Raw genomic sequence first — 15477 nt, forward strand, 5'->3', positions numbered from 1 at the left:
CCGCACCCACGAGGAGGACACCGTGCTCGGTCTCATCATCAGCTTGATCATCATCGGACTCATCGCCGGCGCTCTCGCCCGGCTCATCATCCCCGGCAAGCAGAACATCGGCATCCTCATGACGATCGTCCTGGGCATCGTCGGTTCGTTCGTCGGCGGGTTCCTGGGGTTCCTGATCTTCCAGCACGACCCGATGGACGGCTTCTTCCAGCCGGCCGGCATCATCGGCTCGATCATCGGTGCCATCATCGTGCTGTTCATCTACACGCGGGTCGCCGGCCGCGGTTCGCGTCGCTAGGCACCACGCTGCCGGTCCGACCGGCGCACCACCGAAGGCACCCCGAACCACGCAACCGCGTGGTTCTGGGTGCCTTTCCTCGTGCGCGGGTCAGACCGCTAGCAGGCCGCCCGCGCGCAGGTCGTCCCACAGCGCCTCCGGCACGTGGGCGGCGGACCGGGCGACGTTCGAGCGCACCTGGTCGGCGGACTGCGCTCCGAGGGCGATCGCCGCGACCGCCGGGGCCCGGCGTGGGAACGCCAGCGCAGCCTCGGGCAACGTGACCGCGTGGCGCTCGCACACGTCGGCGATGGCGTTCGCCCGGTCGATGAGCGCCGCCGGCGCCTCGGCGTAGTCGTAGGTCGACCCCACCGCGGGTCGCTCCTGCCCGAGCAACCCCGAGTTGTAGACACCGACCGCCACCACGGCGACGCCGAGCGCAGCGCACCGCGCCACCAACGCCGCCCCGGGCTGCTCGAGCAGGGTGTACCGACCGGCGAGCATGACGACGTCGCAGAGCCCGGTGTCGACGGCCGCCGACAACGCCTCGACCGAGTTCGACCCGACCCCGACCGCCCGCACCACGCCCTCGTCGCGCAGCTCGGCGAGCGTCGGGAGCGCCTGGGTCAGGCCGTCGGTGAGCGAGTAGACGTCCGGGTCGTGCAGGTAGGCGACGTCGACGTGGTCGAGCCCGAGCCGTCCGAGCGACTCGTCGAGCGACCGCCGCACGCCCGACGGCGACGGATCCCACTGCCGCACGGTGTCGTTCGGCACCGCGAAGCCGCCGGAGGCCAGGTCGTCGCCGTCGCCACGGCCCGGCACGAGCAGCCGTCCGACCTTGGTCGACACGAGGAAGTCCTGCCGGGGGCGTCCGGCGAGCGCCACCCCGAGTCGTCGTTCGGACAGGCCGAGGCCGTAGTGCGGCGCGGTGTCGAACCCGCGCACCCCGGCGTCCCAGGCAGCGTCGACCGTAGCGCGGGCGTCGTCGTCGGACACCGGGCGGAGCAGGTTGCCGATCCCGGCGCCGCCCAGCCAGAACGGTCCACGGTCGAACTCCTGAGCGGATTGCGTCATGCCTGTCCTTCCAGGGTCCAGACGAGCGGGATCCCGTCGTCGTCGCCCGAGTAGTCGTCGTCCGCCTCGAGCAGGGGGTTGATGACCGCCTGCCAGGCCGCGTTCACCGGGTCGTCCGCCAGTGCGCGGCGCATCGCACGGTAGTCCTCGACCTCGATCAGGTGCACCAGGTCCTGTCCGTCGCGCCAGATGCTCCAGTTCGACACCCCGGCGGACCGCAGCCGGTCGGCCAGTGCGGGCGGGATCGCCGCGTGCGCCTGCTCGTAGTCGGACTCCCGTCCGGGCCGCAGCCGGGTGCGCGAGAGGATCCGCTGCATCAGTCGCGCAGGAACAGCTCGACGACCGGCACGGCGACGTCGGGTCGCACGATCGGCAGCGTCAGGGTGAGCGTGCCTGCGGGCTGGCCGCCGAGACCGGTGTTCTGCGCCCGGGTGCCCGGTGGGATCTCGCGGAAGTGGATCTCCGACGCGTCGTTGAGCAGCTGCGCGTACGCCACCTTGCCGGCGAGGTCCGGCAGGTGCACGTGCTCGAACGGCCACGCGAACAGGTGCAGGTACAGGCGGTTGCCGTTCTGCGTGTAGACGGTGTTCCGCGGGGCGACGAACCGCGAGGGCCCGGCGCCGTACACCGAGCGGGCGTGCTGTCGCATCCACGTCCCGATGCCGTCGAGCGTCTGCCGCGAGACCCCGTCGAACTCGCCGCGACCGGTCGGTCCGATGTTGAGCAGCATGTTCCCGTTGTTCGAGACGCCGTCGACGAGCATGCGGACGAGCAGGTCGACCGGCTTCAGGTTCGTGTTGTCACGGTCGTAGCCCCACGAACCGTTCAGCGTCTGGCAGGCCTCCCACGGCACCGGGACGCCGTCGACCTCCATCGGCTTGTCGGGCTGGTACTGCTCCGGGGTGACCAGGTCGCCGGGGATGTCGAGCCGGTCGTTCACGATGATGCCGGGCTGCAGGCGCTTCGTCAGCGCCATGAGCTCCTCGGAGCCCCACTCGTCCTGGCCCTTGCCGCCCCAGATGTCCTCGTGGTCGTTGTCCCGGTACGAGAAGTCGTAGAACAGGTAGTCGACCTGCCCGTAGTCCGTCAGGAGTTCCTCGATCTGCCCGTGCAGGTACTCCCGGTACCGGGTCATGTCGCGCCCCTCGTTCAGCGCCGTGATCGCCTGCTCGCCGTCGTCCCGCCGCGGGTGCACGCCGTCGACGGTGAAGTCCGGGTGGTGCCAGTCGATCAGCGAGTGGTAGAAACCGACGCGCAGCCCCTCGGCACGGACGGCGTCGACGAACTCCCGGACGATGTCCCGGCCGAAGGGGGTGTTCGTGGACTTGTAGTCGGTGAGCGCGGTGTCCCACAGGCAGAAGCCCTCGTGGTGCTTCGTCGTGAGGACGACGTACTTCATCCCCGCCTGTCGTGCCCGACGCGCCCAGTCCGCTGCGTCGAACAGGTCCGGGTCGAAGTGGTCGAAGTACTTCTGGTAGTCCTCGTCGGTGATCCGTTCGCGGTTCTTCACCCACTCGTGCCGTGCCGGCAGGGCGTACAGCCCCCAGTGGATGAACATGCCGAACCGGTCGTGGGAGAACCACGCGGGGAACCCCGCGGCGTCGGTCGCGGTCTGCGGCTCTGCAGGTGCGGTGATGGTCATGTGGCCAGTGTTCCTTTCAGGGGAGGACGAGGGGAGACGCCACGGCAGCGCTACCGGCCGCCGAGGCCGCTGGTGACGATGCCCTTGACGAGGTGCTTCTGGAGCAGGATCAGCAGGATCACGGTGGGCAGCATCGAGATCACCGACGCCGCCATCACGAGGTTCCACTCGGAGCCCTGCTGCCCGAAGAACTGCTGCAGGCCGAGCGGGATGGTGCCGCGGGCCTCGACGTCGTTGACGATGACGAGCGGCCAGAGGAACGAGTTCCAGTACGCGATGAACGAGAACACGGCGAGGACCGCCATCGTGGGTCGGGCGAGCGGGAGCATCACCGAGAAGAACGTCCGGATCGCTCCGGCACCGTCCACCCGTGCAGCGTCGTCGAGCTCCTGCGGCACGGTGAGGAAGAACTGCCGCACCAGGAACGCGCCGAGGGCCGTGAACGCCCACGGGATGATGAGCGCCTGGAAGGTGTCGACCCACCCGAAGCCCTGCATCATCACGTACATCGGGATCACGAGCACGTCCTGCGGGATCATCAGCGTCGCGAGGAACAGGATGAACACCGTGTTCCGGCCGCGCCACCGCAATCGCGAGAACGCGTAGCCGGACAGCACCGCGACGGCGACGTTGATCGCCGTCCCCGCCGCGGCGACGAAGACGCCGTTCAGGATGAACCGGGCGAACGGCAGGTACGTGAACGCCTGCGCGTAGTTGCCCCACTCGATGGACGAGCCCCACAGCGTCGGCGGTGTGGTGAACACGTCGGCCGACGGCTTCAGGCTCGTCGCCACCATGTAGATGAGCGGCGAGACGAACAGCAGGGCCACCAGGCACAGCAGCACGTAGCCCACCGCGTGGCGCACCCGGCCGGACTGCCGGTGCGTGCGGGGCAGCGCCCGCGGGTTGATCGTCCGGTTGGACGAGGTCAGCTCAGTCATAGTGCACCCACCGCTTCTGTCCGAGGAACTGGATGGCCGTGATGCCGAGGATGATGACGAACAGCACCCACGCCCCGGCCGACGCGAGCCCGAGCTGCTGGGTCTGGAACCCGGTGTTGTAGATGTACTGCACCAGGGTCTCGGTGGCGGTGCCCGGGCCGCCCTTCGTCAGGACGAACGGCTGGACGAACACCTGGAACGAGGTGATCAGGGTCATCATCGTGGCGAAGAAGATCGACGGCGAGATGAGCGGGAACTTGATCCGCCAGAACATCTGCCACGCGTTCGCCCCGTCGAGCGCTGCGGCCTCGATCTGGTTCTCCGGCACCGAGTCGAGCGCCGCCGAGAAGATCAGCATGTTGTAGCCGAACCCCTGCCAGACACTCATCGCGACGACGGCGAGCATGGCCCAGTCGTCGTCGGCCAGGAAGTTCGGCGCGTTCACGCCGACGGTCGACTGCAGCGTCGCGTCGATGGCACCGCCCGGCTGGTACAGCATCCGCCAGACGACGACGTTCGCGACGATCGGCGTGATGGTCGGGATGAAGAACAGCACGCGGAAGACGTGCCGGTGGCGGATCTTCGGCGTGAGCCAGGCCGCGAGCCCCAGGGACACGACCAGGTTGAGCGGCACGTAGAGCACGACGAACAGCACCGTGTTCAGCGTCACCGTGCGGAAGATCGGGTCGGAGAACAGCTGCGCGTAGTTGGACAGGCCTGCCCACGAGCGTTCGCCGAGCATCGGCCAGTTCATGAAACTCACGACGAGCGACGCGAGGATCGGGAACGCCGTGAACACGACGAGGCCGATCGAGTGCGGAGCGGCGAAGGCGGCGCCCCACCAGGAGCGGCGGCCGAGCTCGGCGTCGGTGCCGCTGTCCTTCCGGCGCGGGGCCGCGCCGGTCGCGACCGCGACCGCGGGGGCGGGCAGCGCCGCCTCGGCGGGTGGGTCCTGGATGGTGGTCATGCGACGACCTCCTCGTCGTTCGCGCGGTCCTGGTCAGGGGATGGGACGGACCGGGAGGCGCGGGGCGGGGTCGACCCGCGCCTTCCGTCCGTCAGGGGGTGACGCCCGTCACTGCGAGCCGAGCTGGCTCGCGATGGACGACATCGTCTCCTTGCCGGAGGTCTGTCCGTTCACCGCCTGCAGGGCGTACTGCGCGAAGAGCTGGTTGAGCTGGTCGCTCTGCTTGTTGCCGGGCAACGGGGTCGCGTTCTCGAGTCCGGTCTTCAGGGCGTCCTCGACCCCGTCGATGCCGGCGTTGTCGTACCAGGCCTGCTGCGCCGCGGTGCGTGCCGGGAAGGCGCGCCCCTGCTCGGCGAGCGAGGTGAGCGTGGCTTCGTTCGTCATCGTGGTGATGGCCTTGAACGCCTGCTCGGGGTACTTGCACTGCTTCGAGATGCCGAACCCCGACCCGGCGGCGAAGGAGCTGGGTCCGTCCGTGCCCGAGGGGATGGTCGTGATGCCCAGGTCGAACTTCACCTTGGCCTTCTGGCTGATGATCGACCAGGGGCCGTCGCTGTACATCGCGACGTCACCGGACACGAACGCGTTGTCGTCGGTGGAGCCGTCGGTGCTCGCCTGTGTGGCGTAGCCGTCCTTCACCAGACCGCCGATCCAGTCGAGCCCCTCGGCGAACTCCGCGTTCGAAGCGTCGAGCGTGCCGTCGTCCTCGATGACCCGACCGCCGTTGTAGCCGAGGATCATCGACTCGAGGGGGATGTCCTCGACGCTCGTGCCCCAGATCGGCGTGCCCGCGGCCTTGAGCTGCTTCGCGGCGTCCTCGAACTCGTCGACCGTCCAGCCCGGCTTCGGCTCGTCGACGCCCGCCTTCTCGAAGATGTCCTTGTTGTAGAACATGACCATGGGGCCGGTGTCGTACGGCAGTCCGTAGAGCTTGCCGTCGACCCGCATCCCGTCGAGCCCGGTCTGGTCGTACTCGCTCAGGTCGAGGTCGGCCTTCTTCGCCATGTCGTCGATCGGCACGAGAACGTCCGTGTAGTTCGCGGCGCGGAGCGACTGGATGCTCACGATGCAGGGTGCGGTGCCGGTGGACAGCTGGGTGCGGAGCTTGGTCCAGTAGTCGTTGAAGGGTGAGCCCTGGATCGAGACGTCCACGTCGTCGTCGGTCTTGACCGTGTCGGCGACCTTCTGCCACGCGGCCTTGTCCTCCTTCCCGGCGATCCACATGGCCCAGGTGAGGGAGTCCTCGGACTGGCCGTCGCTGGCGCTGCTGCCAGCGGAACAGCCGGTGAGCACGAGCACGGCAGCTGCTGCTGCCGCCAGCCCGGCGGTGCGTCGTCGTTGCATCGGTGTCTCCACTTCGTCGTGGTGATGGGGTGTGCGGTGGGGTGTTCAGGCGACCCGGACGGCGTCCGGGACCCGATCGGGATCGGGCTCGGCCCAGACCGGGCCGTCCGGGAACGCGTGGGTGGTCAGGGTGTCGGCGCGCATCTCGGTGCCGGCACCGGGCGCGGTCGGCGGCCAGTAGCGGCCGTCGTGGACGTCGACCGGGGTCACGAAGTGCTCGTGCAGGTGGTCGACGAACTCGATGCACCGGGTGTCGAGGTCGCCGGTCAGGGCGACCGCGTCGAACATCGACAGGTGCTGCACCGCCTCGCAGAGGCCGACCCCGCCGGCGTGCGGGCAGACACGGACGCCGTGCTTGGCGGCGAGGAGCAGGATCGCCAGGTTCTCGTTCACCCCGGCGACCCGGGTGGCGTCGATCTGCAGCACCGACATCGAACCGGCCTGGATCAACTGCTTCGCGATCACCCGGTTCGCCATGTGCTCCCCCGTCGCGACCGGGATCGGGGCGATGCGCCGGGCGATCTCGGCGTGGGCGAGGATGTCGTCCGGGCTGGTCGGTTCCTCGACCCACGCGACGTCGAAGGGGCGGAGTCGTTCGATCCACGCCACGGCCTCGTCGACGTCCCAGCGCTGGTTCGCGTCGATCGAGATCCGGATGTCCGGGCCCACGGTGGCGCGGGCGATGCCCATCCGGCGGACGTCCTCGCCCACGTCGCCGCCGACCTTGAGCTTGATCTGGGTGAACCCGTCGTCGACCGCTTCCCGGCACAGCCGCGCGAGCTTCTCGTCGTCGTAGCCGAGCCAACCCGGGGTCGTCGTGTAGGCGCGGTAGCCCTCGCGCTCGAGGCGGGCTCGGCGTTCGGCACGCATCGGTCGGGCGGCGCGGAACAGTTCGAGCGCCTCGGCCGGGGTGATCGCATCGGTCAGGTACCGGAAGTCCACCAGGTCGACGAGCTCCTCGGGGCTCAGGTCGGCGAGCAGTGCCCAGAGCGGCTGCCCCGCACGCTTCGCCCGGAGGTCCCACAGGGCGTTGACGACGGCGCCGATCGCCATGTGCATGACGCCCTTCTCCGGGCCGAGCCACCGCAGCTGCGAGTCGTGCACCATCGCGCGCCAGGTGCCGCCCATGTCGGCGAGGACGGCCTCGGCATCGGCACCGACGACGTGTCCACGAAGCGCCGCTATCGCCGATTCCTGCACCTCGTTGCCGCGGCCGATGGTGAAGACGAAGCCGGTGCCGACCAGGCCGTCGAGCGCGTCGGTGGTGATCTCGACGTAGGCGGCGGAGTAGTCGGGTGCGGGGTTCATGGCGTCGGACCCGTCGTGCTCGCGCGAGGTCGGGAACCGGATGTCGTGCACGTGCAGACCGGTGATGCGGCTCATCTGTGTCTCCTGCCGTCCGGTCTCCGTCGACCGAATGGTGCAATCAAAACATCCGATGTCTTGCGCGTCAAGAGGCTTGTTCTTGCTGTTCTGGCGAAAGTCATCGCGCAACCGTCCGATGACTGACGGCGCGACGGTGTGGACGCGACCACGGCCTGGAGGCGCGGTGCGGGTCGGACCCGCACCGCGCCTCCAGGCCGTGGTCGCCCCGCGCCGGGGACGACACGATGGTCACGCTGGTCAGGCGGCGGCGAGCCGCCCCATCTCCCCGACGACCGCGCGCAGCCGCGCAGCCAGTTCGTCGCGGGAGCCGTCCGCCGATCGGTGGGCGGACTCGATCACGGCCGCCATCACGAGGGTGGTCGCGGTCCGCCCGGTGTCCTCGCCGACCCGCTCGGCGGCGACCGCCAGCACGGTCTGGCGCGCGTGGGCCATCCACTGCAGCATCGCCGGGACCATCTCGGGGCGTGCTCGGACGAGCTCCTTCATGCGCTGGCGGTCCGCCGGCAGGGAGACCGTCTGCGCGACGAGGTCACAGAGGTCGGCCACGAGCGGGCCCTCGGAACCGAGGAACACCGCACGCGCCTCGTCCGGCACCGTCGTCACCGGCAGCCCCAGGGCGGCGTCGGCCTTCGACGGGAAGTAGTTGAAGAACGTCCGCGGGGAGACCCCGGCGTCCGCGCAGATCTGCTCGACGGTCACCCCGGCGAGCCCGTGGTCGGTGACGAGGGCGAGCGCCGACCGGTGGATGGCGGACCGGGTCTGCTGCTTCTTGCGCTCCCGCAGGCCGCAGTCGGTCAGGGCGGTGGCCTCGGTGGTGGTCGGCTGGTGCACGTGCTGCTCCTGGTTCGCGCGGTGCCGGGCCTCCGCGTCCTGCGACGAAGAGGCCCGGCGTGACTCAGACCTGCGACCGACCACCCTGGACGGGGATCGAACCGGTGACCGGGGCGGTGGGCGAGCCCATCGTGTCCGCAGCCCGCACGGCCTGCGCCTCGAGGTCGTCGGCGGTGCCGGCGTCGTCCGCCTGCTCCTGCAGGGCCGAGCTCTTGCGGAGCGGCGGCGCCTTGAAGAAGAAGCTCAGGACGAACGCGAGCAGGATCACCGCGAAGCCGACCCAGTAGACGGTCACGGCCGAGGCGTTGAACCCGGACATGAACGGCCGGGTCAGGGCAGCGTCCGCACCGTTGAGGTACGACGTGTCGCTCGTCTCGGCGTTCGAGTCGCTCGAGTCATTCGCGCCCTTGTCGATCTGCTTCGACAGTTCCGGGGCGAGCTGGTCCACCCAGTAGGTGCGCTGCGCCGAGTCCGACCAGTCGACCACGAGCCGGCCGTCCTGCACGCTGGCGTGCGCCTTTTCGGCGGCGGCGGTGAGCGCCTGCTGCTGCACGGCGTCGGGAGCCCCGGCGGTGGCCTGGGTCACCTGGTCGGTGGCGGTGTCGAGGCCGGACTGCACCTGCTGCTGGAGCGGGGTGACGATCGGGTCCCAGATCTGGTCCATGACGCCCTGGTTCGCCTTCGCGCTGGCGACCTCCGGGTCGAGCGCCGCACTGAGGGCGGGCTCGAGGTTCGACTCGTCCGCCGTGGCGTGCAGGATGTTCGTCGGCATGAGCGAGAACAGGACGGACAGCAGGACGGCGGTGCCGAGCGTGCCACCGATCTGGCGGAAGAACGTGGCGGACGACGTCGCCACACCCATGTCACGCGGCTGCACCGAGTTCTGGGAGGCCAGGGTGATGCTCTGCATGAGCTGGCCGAGGCCGAGGCCGATCAGGAACATGCCGATCATCAGGAACCACAGCGGCTTGTCGATCGTCATGAACGTCAGGACGACGTAGCCGAGCGACACCAGGGCCGTGCCGATGACCGGGAAGATCCGGTACCTGCCGGTGCGAGCCACGATCTGCCCCGAAGCGATCGAGGCGATCATCAGGCCACCGATCATCGGCAGCGTCGCGAAGCCGGACTCGGTCGGCGTCAGGCCGGTGACGATCTGCAGGTAGAGCGGGATGGTGAGCATCGCGCCGAACATCGCGAAGCCGACCAGGAAGCCCAGGATGGTCGCCATCGAGAACGTGCTCGAGCGGAAGAGCTTGAGCGGGATGATCGCGTCGTCCTGCATGCGGGTCTCGATCACCAGGAAGGCGACGAGGCCGAGCGCACCGATGACGTAGCAGGCGATCGCGCTGGCCGAAGCCCAGCCCCACGTGCGGCCCTGCTCCGCGACGAGGAGCAGCGGCGCGAGCGTGACGATGACCGAGGTCGCGCCCCACCAGTCGATGCGCGGCTTGGCCTTGGCCTCGCCGAACTTCGGCAGGTGCAGGAACGCGATCACCATGAGGAGCGCGGCGACGCCGATCGGCACGTTGATCAGGAACACCCAGCGCCAGCCGGTGATGCCGACGATCGAGCTCGCGCCGGCGAACAGGCCACCGATGAGCGGACCGATCACGGACGAGATGCCGAAGACCGCCAGGAAGTAGCCCTGGTACTTCGCCCGCTCACGGGGCGCGAGGATGTCGCCCATGATCGCGAGCGGGAGCGACATCAGCGCACCGGCACCGATGCCCTGGAACGCGCGGAAGGCGGCGAGCATGGTCATCGACGTCGACAGGGTCGAGAGCAGCGACCCGAGGATGAAGACCGCGATGCCGAAGATGTAGAGCGGGCGACGGCCGAAGACGTCGGAGAGCTTGCCGTAGATCGGGGTCGTGATGGTCGACGCGATCAGGTAGGCAGTCGTGACCCAGGCCTGCTGGTCGAGGCCGTGCAGGTCGTCACCGATCGTGCGGATCGCCGTGCCGACGATGGTCTGGTCGAGCGACGACAGGAACATGCCCGCCATCAGGCCGTAGATGACGAGCAGGATCTGGCGGTGCGACATGATCGGCTTGCCCGGCGTGCTCGCCGGGGAGTCCTGTCGTCCGCGCGACACCTCGACGGGTGCGGTGGCAGTGGACATGCGGGGTTCCTCACAGGGGATGTGGCGTGGTGGTCGTCGGCCTGGTCGGCACCCCGATCGAGGGTCGACCTTGCAGGCTCTGCAACTTTACACCGACAGCACCTTTGCTGCGAGCGCAAAGTTGCCGAGCGTGCACGTTCGTGTACGGGTTCTCAGGTACCGTCGGCGCATGGGGCGAACCACCTGGACCGATGTACCGACGACGCTGCGGGAGCAGGTGGAGGGGGTACTGGGCGGTCCGGTCCTGACCGCCGAGTCCCAGGCGGGCGGGTGGTCTCCCGGCAGCGCCGACCGGGTGACCACCGCGGCGGGGCAACGAGCCTTCGTGACGACTGGGTCGCGCTCGTGCTCGACGACGTCGCTGGGCAGCACCCGGGCAGGCACCTCGACGGATCGGACACGACGGCCGTGCTCGACGCACTCCACACACTGCCGCTCGCGACCGACGGGCTGGCGGCGCTCCCCCGTATCGCCGAGGACCTGCGCGGTGAGTTCGGCGCCTGGGACCGGATGCTGGCTGACGACTCGAACGCCGTCCGCGTCGCCGAGGTCATCCCGCCGCACATCCTCGGAGCCGGCCCCGCGATCGCCCGCGCGGCTTCGGGGGCAGCTGCACTCGTCGACGGCGAACACCTCGTGCACGCCGACTGCCGAGCGGACAACCTGCTCGTCGACGACGCCGGGCTCGTCTGGGTGGTGGACTGGCCCTGGGCGAGCGTGGGCGCGCACTGGCTCGACCCCCTGACCTACCTGCTCGACACGCTCGTCCGCGGCGAAGACGACGACGTCGAACACCACCTCGCCACGCACCCCGTCTTCGCCGGGGTGCCCGCCGCGACGATCGACGCTGTGCTGGCCGGGCTCGCCGGGCTGTTCTTCGAGCACGCCCTGCCCCCGGCACCGCCGAACATGCCCACCATCCGCGACTTCCAACGGCGCGAGGGTGTCGCCGCCGCCGAGTGGCTGCTCCGCCGCTGGGCCGCCTGACGGCCCGCCCGCGCGCCGGGGGACGCATCTGTCCAGGGAGCGCAGCGCACCGGAGCGTACGGTCCACCGCATGACTGATGAGCACCGCACCCCGCGTCCCGAAGACGACGCCGCGCGCCTCGGTCTCGTCGTCGTCGGAGAGGCAGCAGCCCTGCAGTCCGGCGACGAGGCGGCACTGGACGCGAGCGAGCAGAACATCCGCGAAACGATCGACGAACTGGTCGACGAACCACTGACCCCGCGGCAGGAGGAGGTCGTCGAGCGACTCGCGTCGGCCGGCGGCACGCTGACCGCCGGGCTCAGCGGCGCCCTCGCCGCCCAGAGCGGTCGCAGCGTCGACGACGTGCTCTCGGGCGCGGCCCGCAGTGTCGTCTGGCAGCAGCGGCTCGCGGACGAGCGTGAGGACGCCGGCGCACAGCAGCGCGACCCGCAGAACGAGAACGGGCGCGACGAGGGCTGATCCCCCGTCGCGCCCGCTGCAGGCACCCGCTCGGTTACTCGGCCGGCTCGACCTGGGGCACCGGCTGCTCGCGCACGACGGCGCGGGCAGCGGCCTGCCCTGTCGTGGTGCTCTTCACGATGTCGCTCAGCGTGAACCCGGCGGTGGCACCGAGCAACGCATCGACCTCGCTGAACTGACTGACGACACTCTTCGACAGCGCACCGGCGCCGTCGGAGGACACCACGGTGAGCGTGTCGATGTTGCTCATCGGTGCGGCGAGTTCGCGGGCGATGCTCGGCAGCGTCTCGATCGCCTTGACCCGGAGGACGGCCTCGGAGTGCTGCGCGAGCGCGTCGGCCTGCGCCTTGGTCGCGTCGGCCTCGGCCTGACCCTTCGCACGGATCGCGTCGGCGGCGGCTTCACCCTCGGCGCGTGAGGCGTCGGCGGCGAGCTTGCGGGCGTCCGCCTCGGCCTTCGCCTCGGCCGCGACGGCCTCTGCGGAGATCCGGCGGGCCTCGGCCTGGGCGCGTGCGGTCTCGACCTGGGCTCCAGCAGCGGCTTCGGCTTCGACGCGCGTCTTGCGCGCCTGGGCCTCGGCGACGGCGGAGACCTCGGACTCGAGCTCGGCACGGCGCAGCTCGGCACGCTTCTGCGCGGTGATCTGCTCCTGCTCGACGACGCCCTGCGCCGCACGGGCCTGGGCGAGCGGCCCGGCGGCAGCGGCTTCGGCGGAAGCGCGGTCGGCGTCGAGCTGCAGCGCCGCACGACGGATGGCCAGGGTGTTCTCGGCCTCGGCGATCGCCTGGTCGGCGGTCGCGCGGGCTTCTCGCGCTTCACGGTCGGCCTGGGCTTCGGCGTTCTCGGCCTCGAGTCGCACGCGTGCACGCTCGGCACGGCCCAGGTCGCTGATGTACTCGTTGCGGTCCGAGATGCCCTTGATCTCGAACGAGTCGACGTCGAGCCCCTGACTGTGCAGGGCGTCCTTCGCGACGTCGAGCACGGCGACGGTGAGCTGGTCGCGCTTGCGGATGATGGTCGACACGTCGGTCGCACCGATCGAGGCGCGGAGCGAACCGGACAGGACCTCGCGCGCGAAGTCGTCGATCTTCTTCTCCTGCCCGAGGAACCGCTGCGCGGCCGCCCGGATCGAGGCGTCGGTCTCGCCGACCTTGACGAGCGCGACGGCCTCGACGTCGATGGTGACACCGCGGGAGTCCTGCGCGTTGACGTTGATGTCGATCGCACGCGAGCTGAGCGACAGCTTCGCGACCTTCTCGAAGAAGGGGCGGACGAGCACGCCGGCGCCGAGCACGACCTTGATGCCGGACTCGACGGTCTCGGTGCCGTCGGCGTTCTTGACCTTGCGGGAGCGCTTGCCGGTGATGATGAGCGCTTCGTCGGCACCGGCGTTGCGGTACACGACCTTGGCGTAGATCAGCGCGATCACGGCGAGGACGATGATCCCCACGATGACCAGCGGGACGGCTCCGAGCGCGAACAGGACTTCCATGACTCCCCCTCCGGACCAGGCGTCAGCCTGGATTCCGCATCTGTTGTTCCGTTGGCTCCCATCCTAGGAGCGCATGCGGACAGCCGGAGCGCGAGGTGGAGAGATGGGGACAACAGACCGGAGGCTCGGTGCAGGATCACCTGCACCGAGCCTCCGGACCGGGGTTGCGTCAGCGACTACGCGCCCGCACGCCACCACTCGTCGAAGGGCGTCGCCGGCACCTGACGCTTGTGCTCCGTCGCGCGGTAGCGCGACTCGATGGCCTCGGCGACCTCGACCGGCACGTCGTGTCCCTGCAGGTAGGCGTCGATCTCGGCGTAGGTGAGCCCGAGGTTCGCCTCGTCGGTCTGCCCGGGCAGCTCGTCGAGCAGGTCGGCGGTGGGTGCCTTCTCGTACAGGCGGGCCGGTGCGCCGAGGTGCTCGAGCAGCTGCCGCCCCTGGCTCTTCGACAGCCCGGTGAGCGGGGTGAGGTCGACGCCGCCGTCGCCGTACTTGGTGAAGAAGCCCGTGACGGCCTCGGCCGCGTGGTCCGTGCCGACCACCAGCAGGCCGCGCTGCCCGGCGACCGCGTACTGGGCGACCATGCGCATGCGCGCCTTGACGTTGCCCTTCACGAAGTCGCTCAGCTCGACACCCGAGGCCGCGGTGTCCTCCATGACCCCGTCGACCCCGTGCTCGATGTTCACGGTGATGCCCGGGTCGGCCGCGATGAACTGCAGGGCGAGCTGGGCGTCGTCCTCGTCGGCCTGCACCCGGTAGGGCATGCGGACGGTCGTGAACTCCGCCGGGTGACCCTCGGCGCGGAGCGACTCGACCGCGAGCTGGGTCAGGCGGCCGGCCAGGGTGGAGTCCTGCCCGCCGCTGATGGCGAGGAGGTACCCCTTCGCCCCGGTCGTCAGCAGGTAGTCGCGCAGGAACCCGACACGACGGGCGACCTCCTGCTCCGGGTCGATGGTCGGCTGGACGTTGAGGTCCGCTGCGATGGCGGCTTGGAGTTCACGCACCACCCCAGTATCACGCCGATCCGGCTCCGTGGACCGGCAGGTTCCCGAAGACGCCGATCGGATCGACCGCGAGGTCCCGGGGCGGCGGTGACCCGATCACCACCGCCCCGGGGATCCGCGACGACCCGAACGCGTCGCGGACCCGGTGAGGCGGACGCCGGTACCCGCCGACGCCCGTCCTGGTCAGGCACGACGAACTCGTCGCGCCGGGATCGCGGTGGGTCGTCCGTGGTGTGGCACGGTGCCTCCTCCTCCGACGGGGTCCGCCGCTGATCCGCCCCCGGTGGTGAGCCGAGGGATGTGTGGGCCCGCCGAACGGGCCGAAGGCGGCTGGTGAGGCCGCTTCCTGTGCAAGTTACCAGGACCCGCGCGGCACTCGATGCCCCCGTTGTGGGGTCACTGCTCGGACCGGATCCGTTGACAGTTCGATACCTAACAGTTAGAGTCCTGATCATGCAGGCACCGAACTTCACGACACCGCTCCAGCTCATGCGGTGGATCGGATGGGCACAGCGCAAGGGCGCCGAGGAGTGGGTCCGCGAGCGCGACCTCACCCACGAGCAGTCGTTCGTGCTCGGGTACCTGCAGGAACACCCCGGCGCCATCCAACGGGACATCGCCGAGGTCACCCGCACCAGCCCGGCCAGCGTCTCGAGTCTCCTGCAGGGGCTCGAGCGGCGTGGCCTGATCGAACGACGACCGGACGCCACGAACGGGCGGACGAAGACGGTGCACGCCACCCAGGCCGGCATCGACCTCATCGCCGGGTTCACCGACGCGATGGTCGCCCTCGACGACTCCCTGCTCGCACCGCTCGACGCGGACGAACGCGCCACCCTGCGGCGACTGCTGCAGAAGGTGACCGCGGAACTCACGCCGCCGACCCGCTAGCCGCACCACCGCACCACCCGCGCCGCCCGCACCACCCCTGTCTCTTATACACATCT

At 69.9% G+C, this 15477-nt stretch carries 15 protein-coding genes; 4 read left to right on the forward strand and 11 right to left on the reverse strand.

Annotated features, from left to right (window positions below):
* The first annotated feature begins 22 nt into the window (after positions 1 to 22).
* Positions 23 to 298 (forward strand): GlsB/YeaQ/YmgE family stress response membrane protein, encoded by a 276-nt coding sequence (locus DEJ30_RS14325; protein ID WP_027466577.1) that lies wholly within the window; start codon positions 23 to 25, stop codon positions 296 to 298.
* A gap of 90 nt (positions 299 to 388) precedes the next feature.
* Here the strand turns inward: DEJ30_RS14325 and DEJ30_RS14330 are convergent, their stop codons facing one another.
* The 9 genes from DEJ30_RS14330 to DEJ30_RS14370 all read right to left on the reverse strand — a co-directional run bounded on the left by DEJ30_RS14330 (position 389) and on the right by DEJ30_RS14370 (position 10587).
* Entirely contained in the window at positions 389 to 1351 is a 963-nt protein-coding gene (locus DEJ30_RS14330) for an aldo/keto reductase (protein ID WP_110862382.1), read from the reverse strand.
* The gene (locus DEJ30_RS14335; RefSeq protein WP_110862383.1) at positions 1348 to 1668 is read right to left on the reverse strand and encodes an L-rhamnose mutarotase; all 321 of its coding nucleotides are present in this window, start codon (positions 1666 to 1668) and stop codon (positions 1348 to 1350) included. Before DEJ30_RS14335 ends, DEJ30_RS14330 begins: the two co-directional genes overlap by 4 nt.
* Positions 1668 to 2993, reverse strand: a complete 1326-nt coding sequence (locus tag DEJ30_RS14340; RefSeq protein ID WP_110862384.1) for an alpha-L-fucosidase — start codon at positions 2991 to 2993, stop codon at positions 1668 to 1670. The genes DEJ30_RS14335 and DEJ30_RS14340 overlap by 1 nt, the downstream gene beginning before the upstream one ends.
* 50 nt (positions 2994 to 3043) lie before the next feature.
* Positions 3044 to 3934, reverse strand: a complete 891-nt coding sequence (locus tag DEJ30_RS14345) for a carbohydrate ABC transporter permease (protein ID WP_110862385.1) — start codon at positions 3932 to 3934, stop codon at positions 3044 to 3046.
* Positions 3927 to 4901 (reverse strand): carbohydrate ABC transporter permease, encoded by a 975-nt coding sequence (locus tag DEJ30_RS14350; RefSeq protein WP_110862386.1) that lies wholly within the window; start codon positions 4899 to 4901, stop codon positions 3927 to 3929. Before DEJ30_RS14350 ends, DEJ30_RS14345 begins: the two co-directional genes overlap by 8 nt.
* A 108-nt stretch (positions 4902 to 5009) precedes the next feature.
* A complete protein-coding gene (locus DEJ30_RS14355; RefSeq protein WP_258369969.1) occupies positions 5010 to 6245 on the reverse strand; it encodes a sugar ABC transporter substrate-binding protein in 1236 nt (411 codons plus the stop codon).
* Positions 6246 to 6290: 45 nt separating this feature from the next.
* On the reverse strand, positions 6291 to 7628 hold the full coding sequence (locus DEJ30_RS14360) for an enolase C-terminal domain-like protein (protein WP_110862388.1): 1338 nt from the start codon (positions 7626 to 7628) through the stop codon (positions 6291 to 6293).
* 240 nt (positions 7629 to 7868) lie between these two features.
* Complete coding sequence (locus DEJ30_RS14365) at positions 7869 to 8462, reverse strand: TetR/AcrR family transcriptional regulator (protein WP_110862398.1); 594 nt, start codon at positions 8460 to 8462, stop codon at positions 7869 to 7871.
* A gap of 64 nt (positions 8463 to 8526) precedes the next feature.
* The gene (locus DEJ30_RS14370; protein ID WP_110862389.1) at positions 8527 to 10587 is read right to left on the reverse strand and encodes an MDR family MFS transporter; all 2061 of its coding nucleotides are present in this window, start codon (positions 10585 to 10587) and stop codon (positions 8527 to 8529) included.
* A 270-nt stretch (positions 10588 to 10857) separates the two neighbouring features.
* Between DEJ30_RS14370 and DEJ30_RS14375 the strand changes: the two genes are divergently transcribed.
* Together DEJ30_RS14375 and DEJ30_RS14380 are read left to right on the forward strand one after the other, a co-directional pair.
* Positions 10858 to 11574: a hypothetical protein gene (locus tag DEJ30_RS14375; protein ID WP_146238605.1), complete on the forward strand. Its 717-nt coding sequence runs from the start codon at positions 10858 to 10860 to the stop codon at positions 11572 to 11574.
* Positions 11575 to 11644: 70 nt separating this feature from the next.
* Positions 11645 to 12034, forward strand: coding sequence for a hypothetical protein (locus DEJ30_RS14380; protein WP_110862391.1), 390 nt, complete (start codon positions 11645 to 11647; stop codon positions 12032 to 12034).
* A gap of 34 nt (positions 12035 to 12068) precedes the next feature.
* Here DEJ30_RS14380 and DEJ30_RS14385 read toward each other — a convergent pair whose 3' ends face one another.
* Together DEJ30_RS14385 and nadE are read right to left on the reverse strand one after the other, a co-directional pair.
* Positions 12069 to 13526 carry an SPFH domain-containing protein gene (locus DEJ30_RS14385; protein WP_110862392.1) on the reverse strand — a complete coding sequence of 486 codons (1458 nt, stop codon included), beginning with the start codon at positions 13524 to 13526 and terminating at the stop codon, positions 12069 to 12071.
* 176 nt (positions 13527 to 13702) lie between these two features.
* The gene (gene nadE, locus DEJ30_RS14390) at positions 13703 to 14530 is read right to left on the reverse strand and encodes an ammonia-dependent NAD(+) synthetase (protein ID WP_110862399.1); all 828 of its coding nucleotides are present in this window, start codon (positions 14528 to 14530) and stop codon (positions 13703 to 13705) included.
* 453 nt (positions 14531 to 14983) lie between these two features.
* Between nadE and DEJ30_RS14395 the strand changes: the two genes are divergently transcribed.
* The gene (locus tag DEJ30_RS14395) at positions 14984 to 15421 is read left to right on the forward strand and encodes a MarR family winged helix-turn-helix transcriptional regulator (protein WP_110862393.1); all 438 of its coding nucleotides are present in this window, start codon (positions 14984 to 14986) and stop codon (positions 15419 to 15421) included.
* The last annotated feature ends 56 nt before the right edge of the window (positions 15422 to 15477 follow it).

This window comes from Curtobacterium sp. MCPF17_003 (assembly GCF_003224385.1).
GTDB lineage: Bacteria > Actinomycetota > Actinomycetes > Actinomycetales > Microbacteriaceae > Curtobacterium > Curtobacterium flaccumfaciens.

Excerpts from the sequence above, each read along its gene's own strand:
- DEJ30_RS14335 (WP_110862383.1), bottom strand. The coding sequence starts at position 1,668 with ATGCAGCGGATCCTCTCGCGCACCCGGCTGCGGCCCGGACGGGAGTCC.
- DEJ30_RS14370 (WP_110862389.1), bottom strand. The coding sequence starts at position 10,587 with ATGTCCACTGCCACCGCACCCGTCGAGGTGTCGCGCGGACGACAGGAC.
- DEJ30_RS14350 (WP_110862386.1), bottom strand. The coding sequence starts at position 4,901 with ATGACCACCATCCAGGACCCACCCGCCGAGGCGGCGCTGCCCGCCCCC.
- DEJ30_RS14385 (WP_110862392.1), bottom strand. The coding sequence starts at position 13,526 with ATGGAAGTCCTGTTCGCGCTCGGAGCCGTCCCGCTGGTCATCGTGGGG.
- DEJ30_RS14395 (WP_110862393.1), top strand. The coding sequence starts at position 14,984 with ATGCAGGCACCGAACTTCACGACACCGCTCCAGCTCATGCGGTGGATC.
- DEJ30_RS14330 (WP_110862382.1), bottom strand. The coding sequence starts at position 1,351 with ATGACGCAATCCGCTCAGGAGTTCGACCGTGGACCGTTCTGGCTGGGC.
- DEJ30_RS14345 (WP_110862385.1), bottom strand. The coding sequence starts at position 3,934 with ATGACTGAGCTGACCTCGTCCAACCGGACGATCAACCCGCGGGCGCTG.
- DEJ30_RS14380 (WP_110862391.1), top strand. The coding sequence starts at position 11,645 with ATGACTGATGAGCACCGCACCCCGCGTCCCGAAGACGACGCCGCGCGC.
- DEJ30_RS14340 (WP_110862384.1), bottom strand. The coding sequence starts at position 2,993 with ATGACCATCACCGCACCTGCAGAGCCGCAGACCGCGACCGACGCCGCG.
- DEJ30_RS14360 (WP_110862388.1), bottom strand. The coding sequence starts at position 7,628 with ATGAGCCGCATCACCGGTCTGCACGTGCACGACATCCGGTTCCCGACC.
- DEJ30_RS14355 (WP_258369969.1), bottom strand. The coding sequence starts at position 6,245 with ATGCAACGACGACGCACCGCCGGGCTGGCGGCAGCAGCAGCTGCCGTG.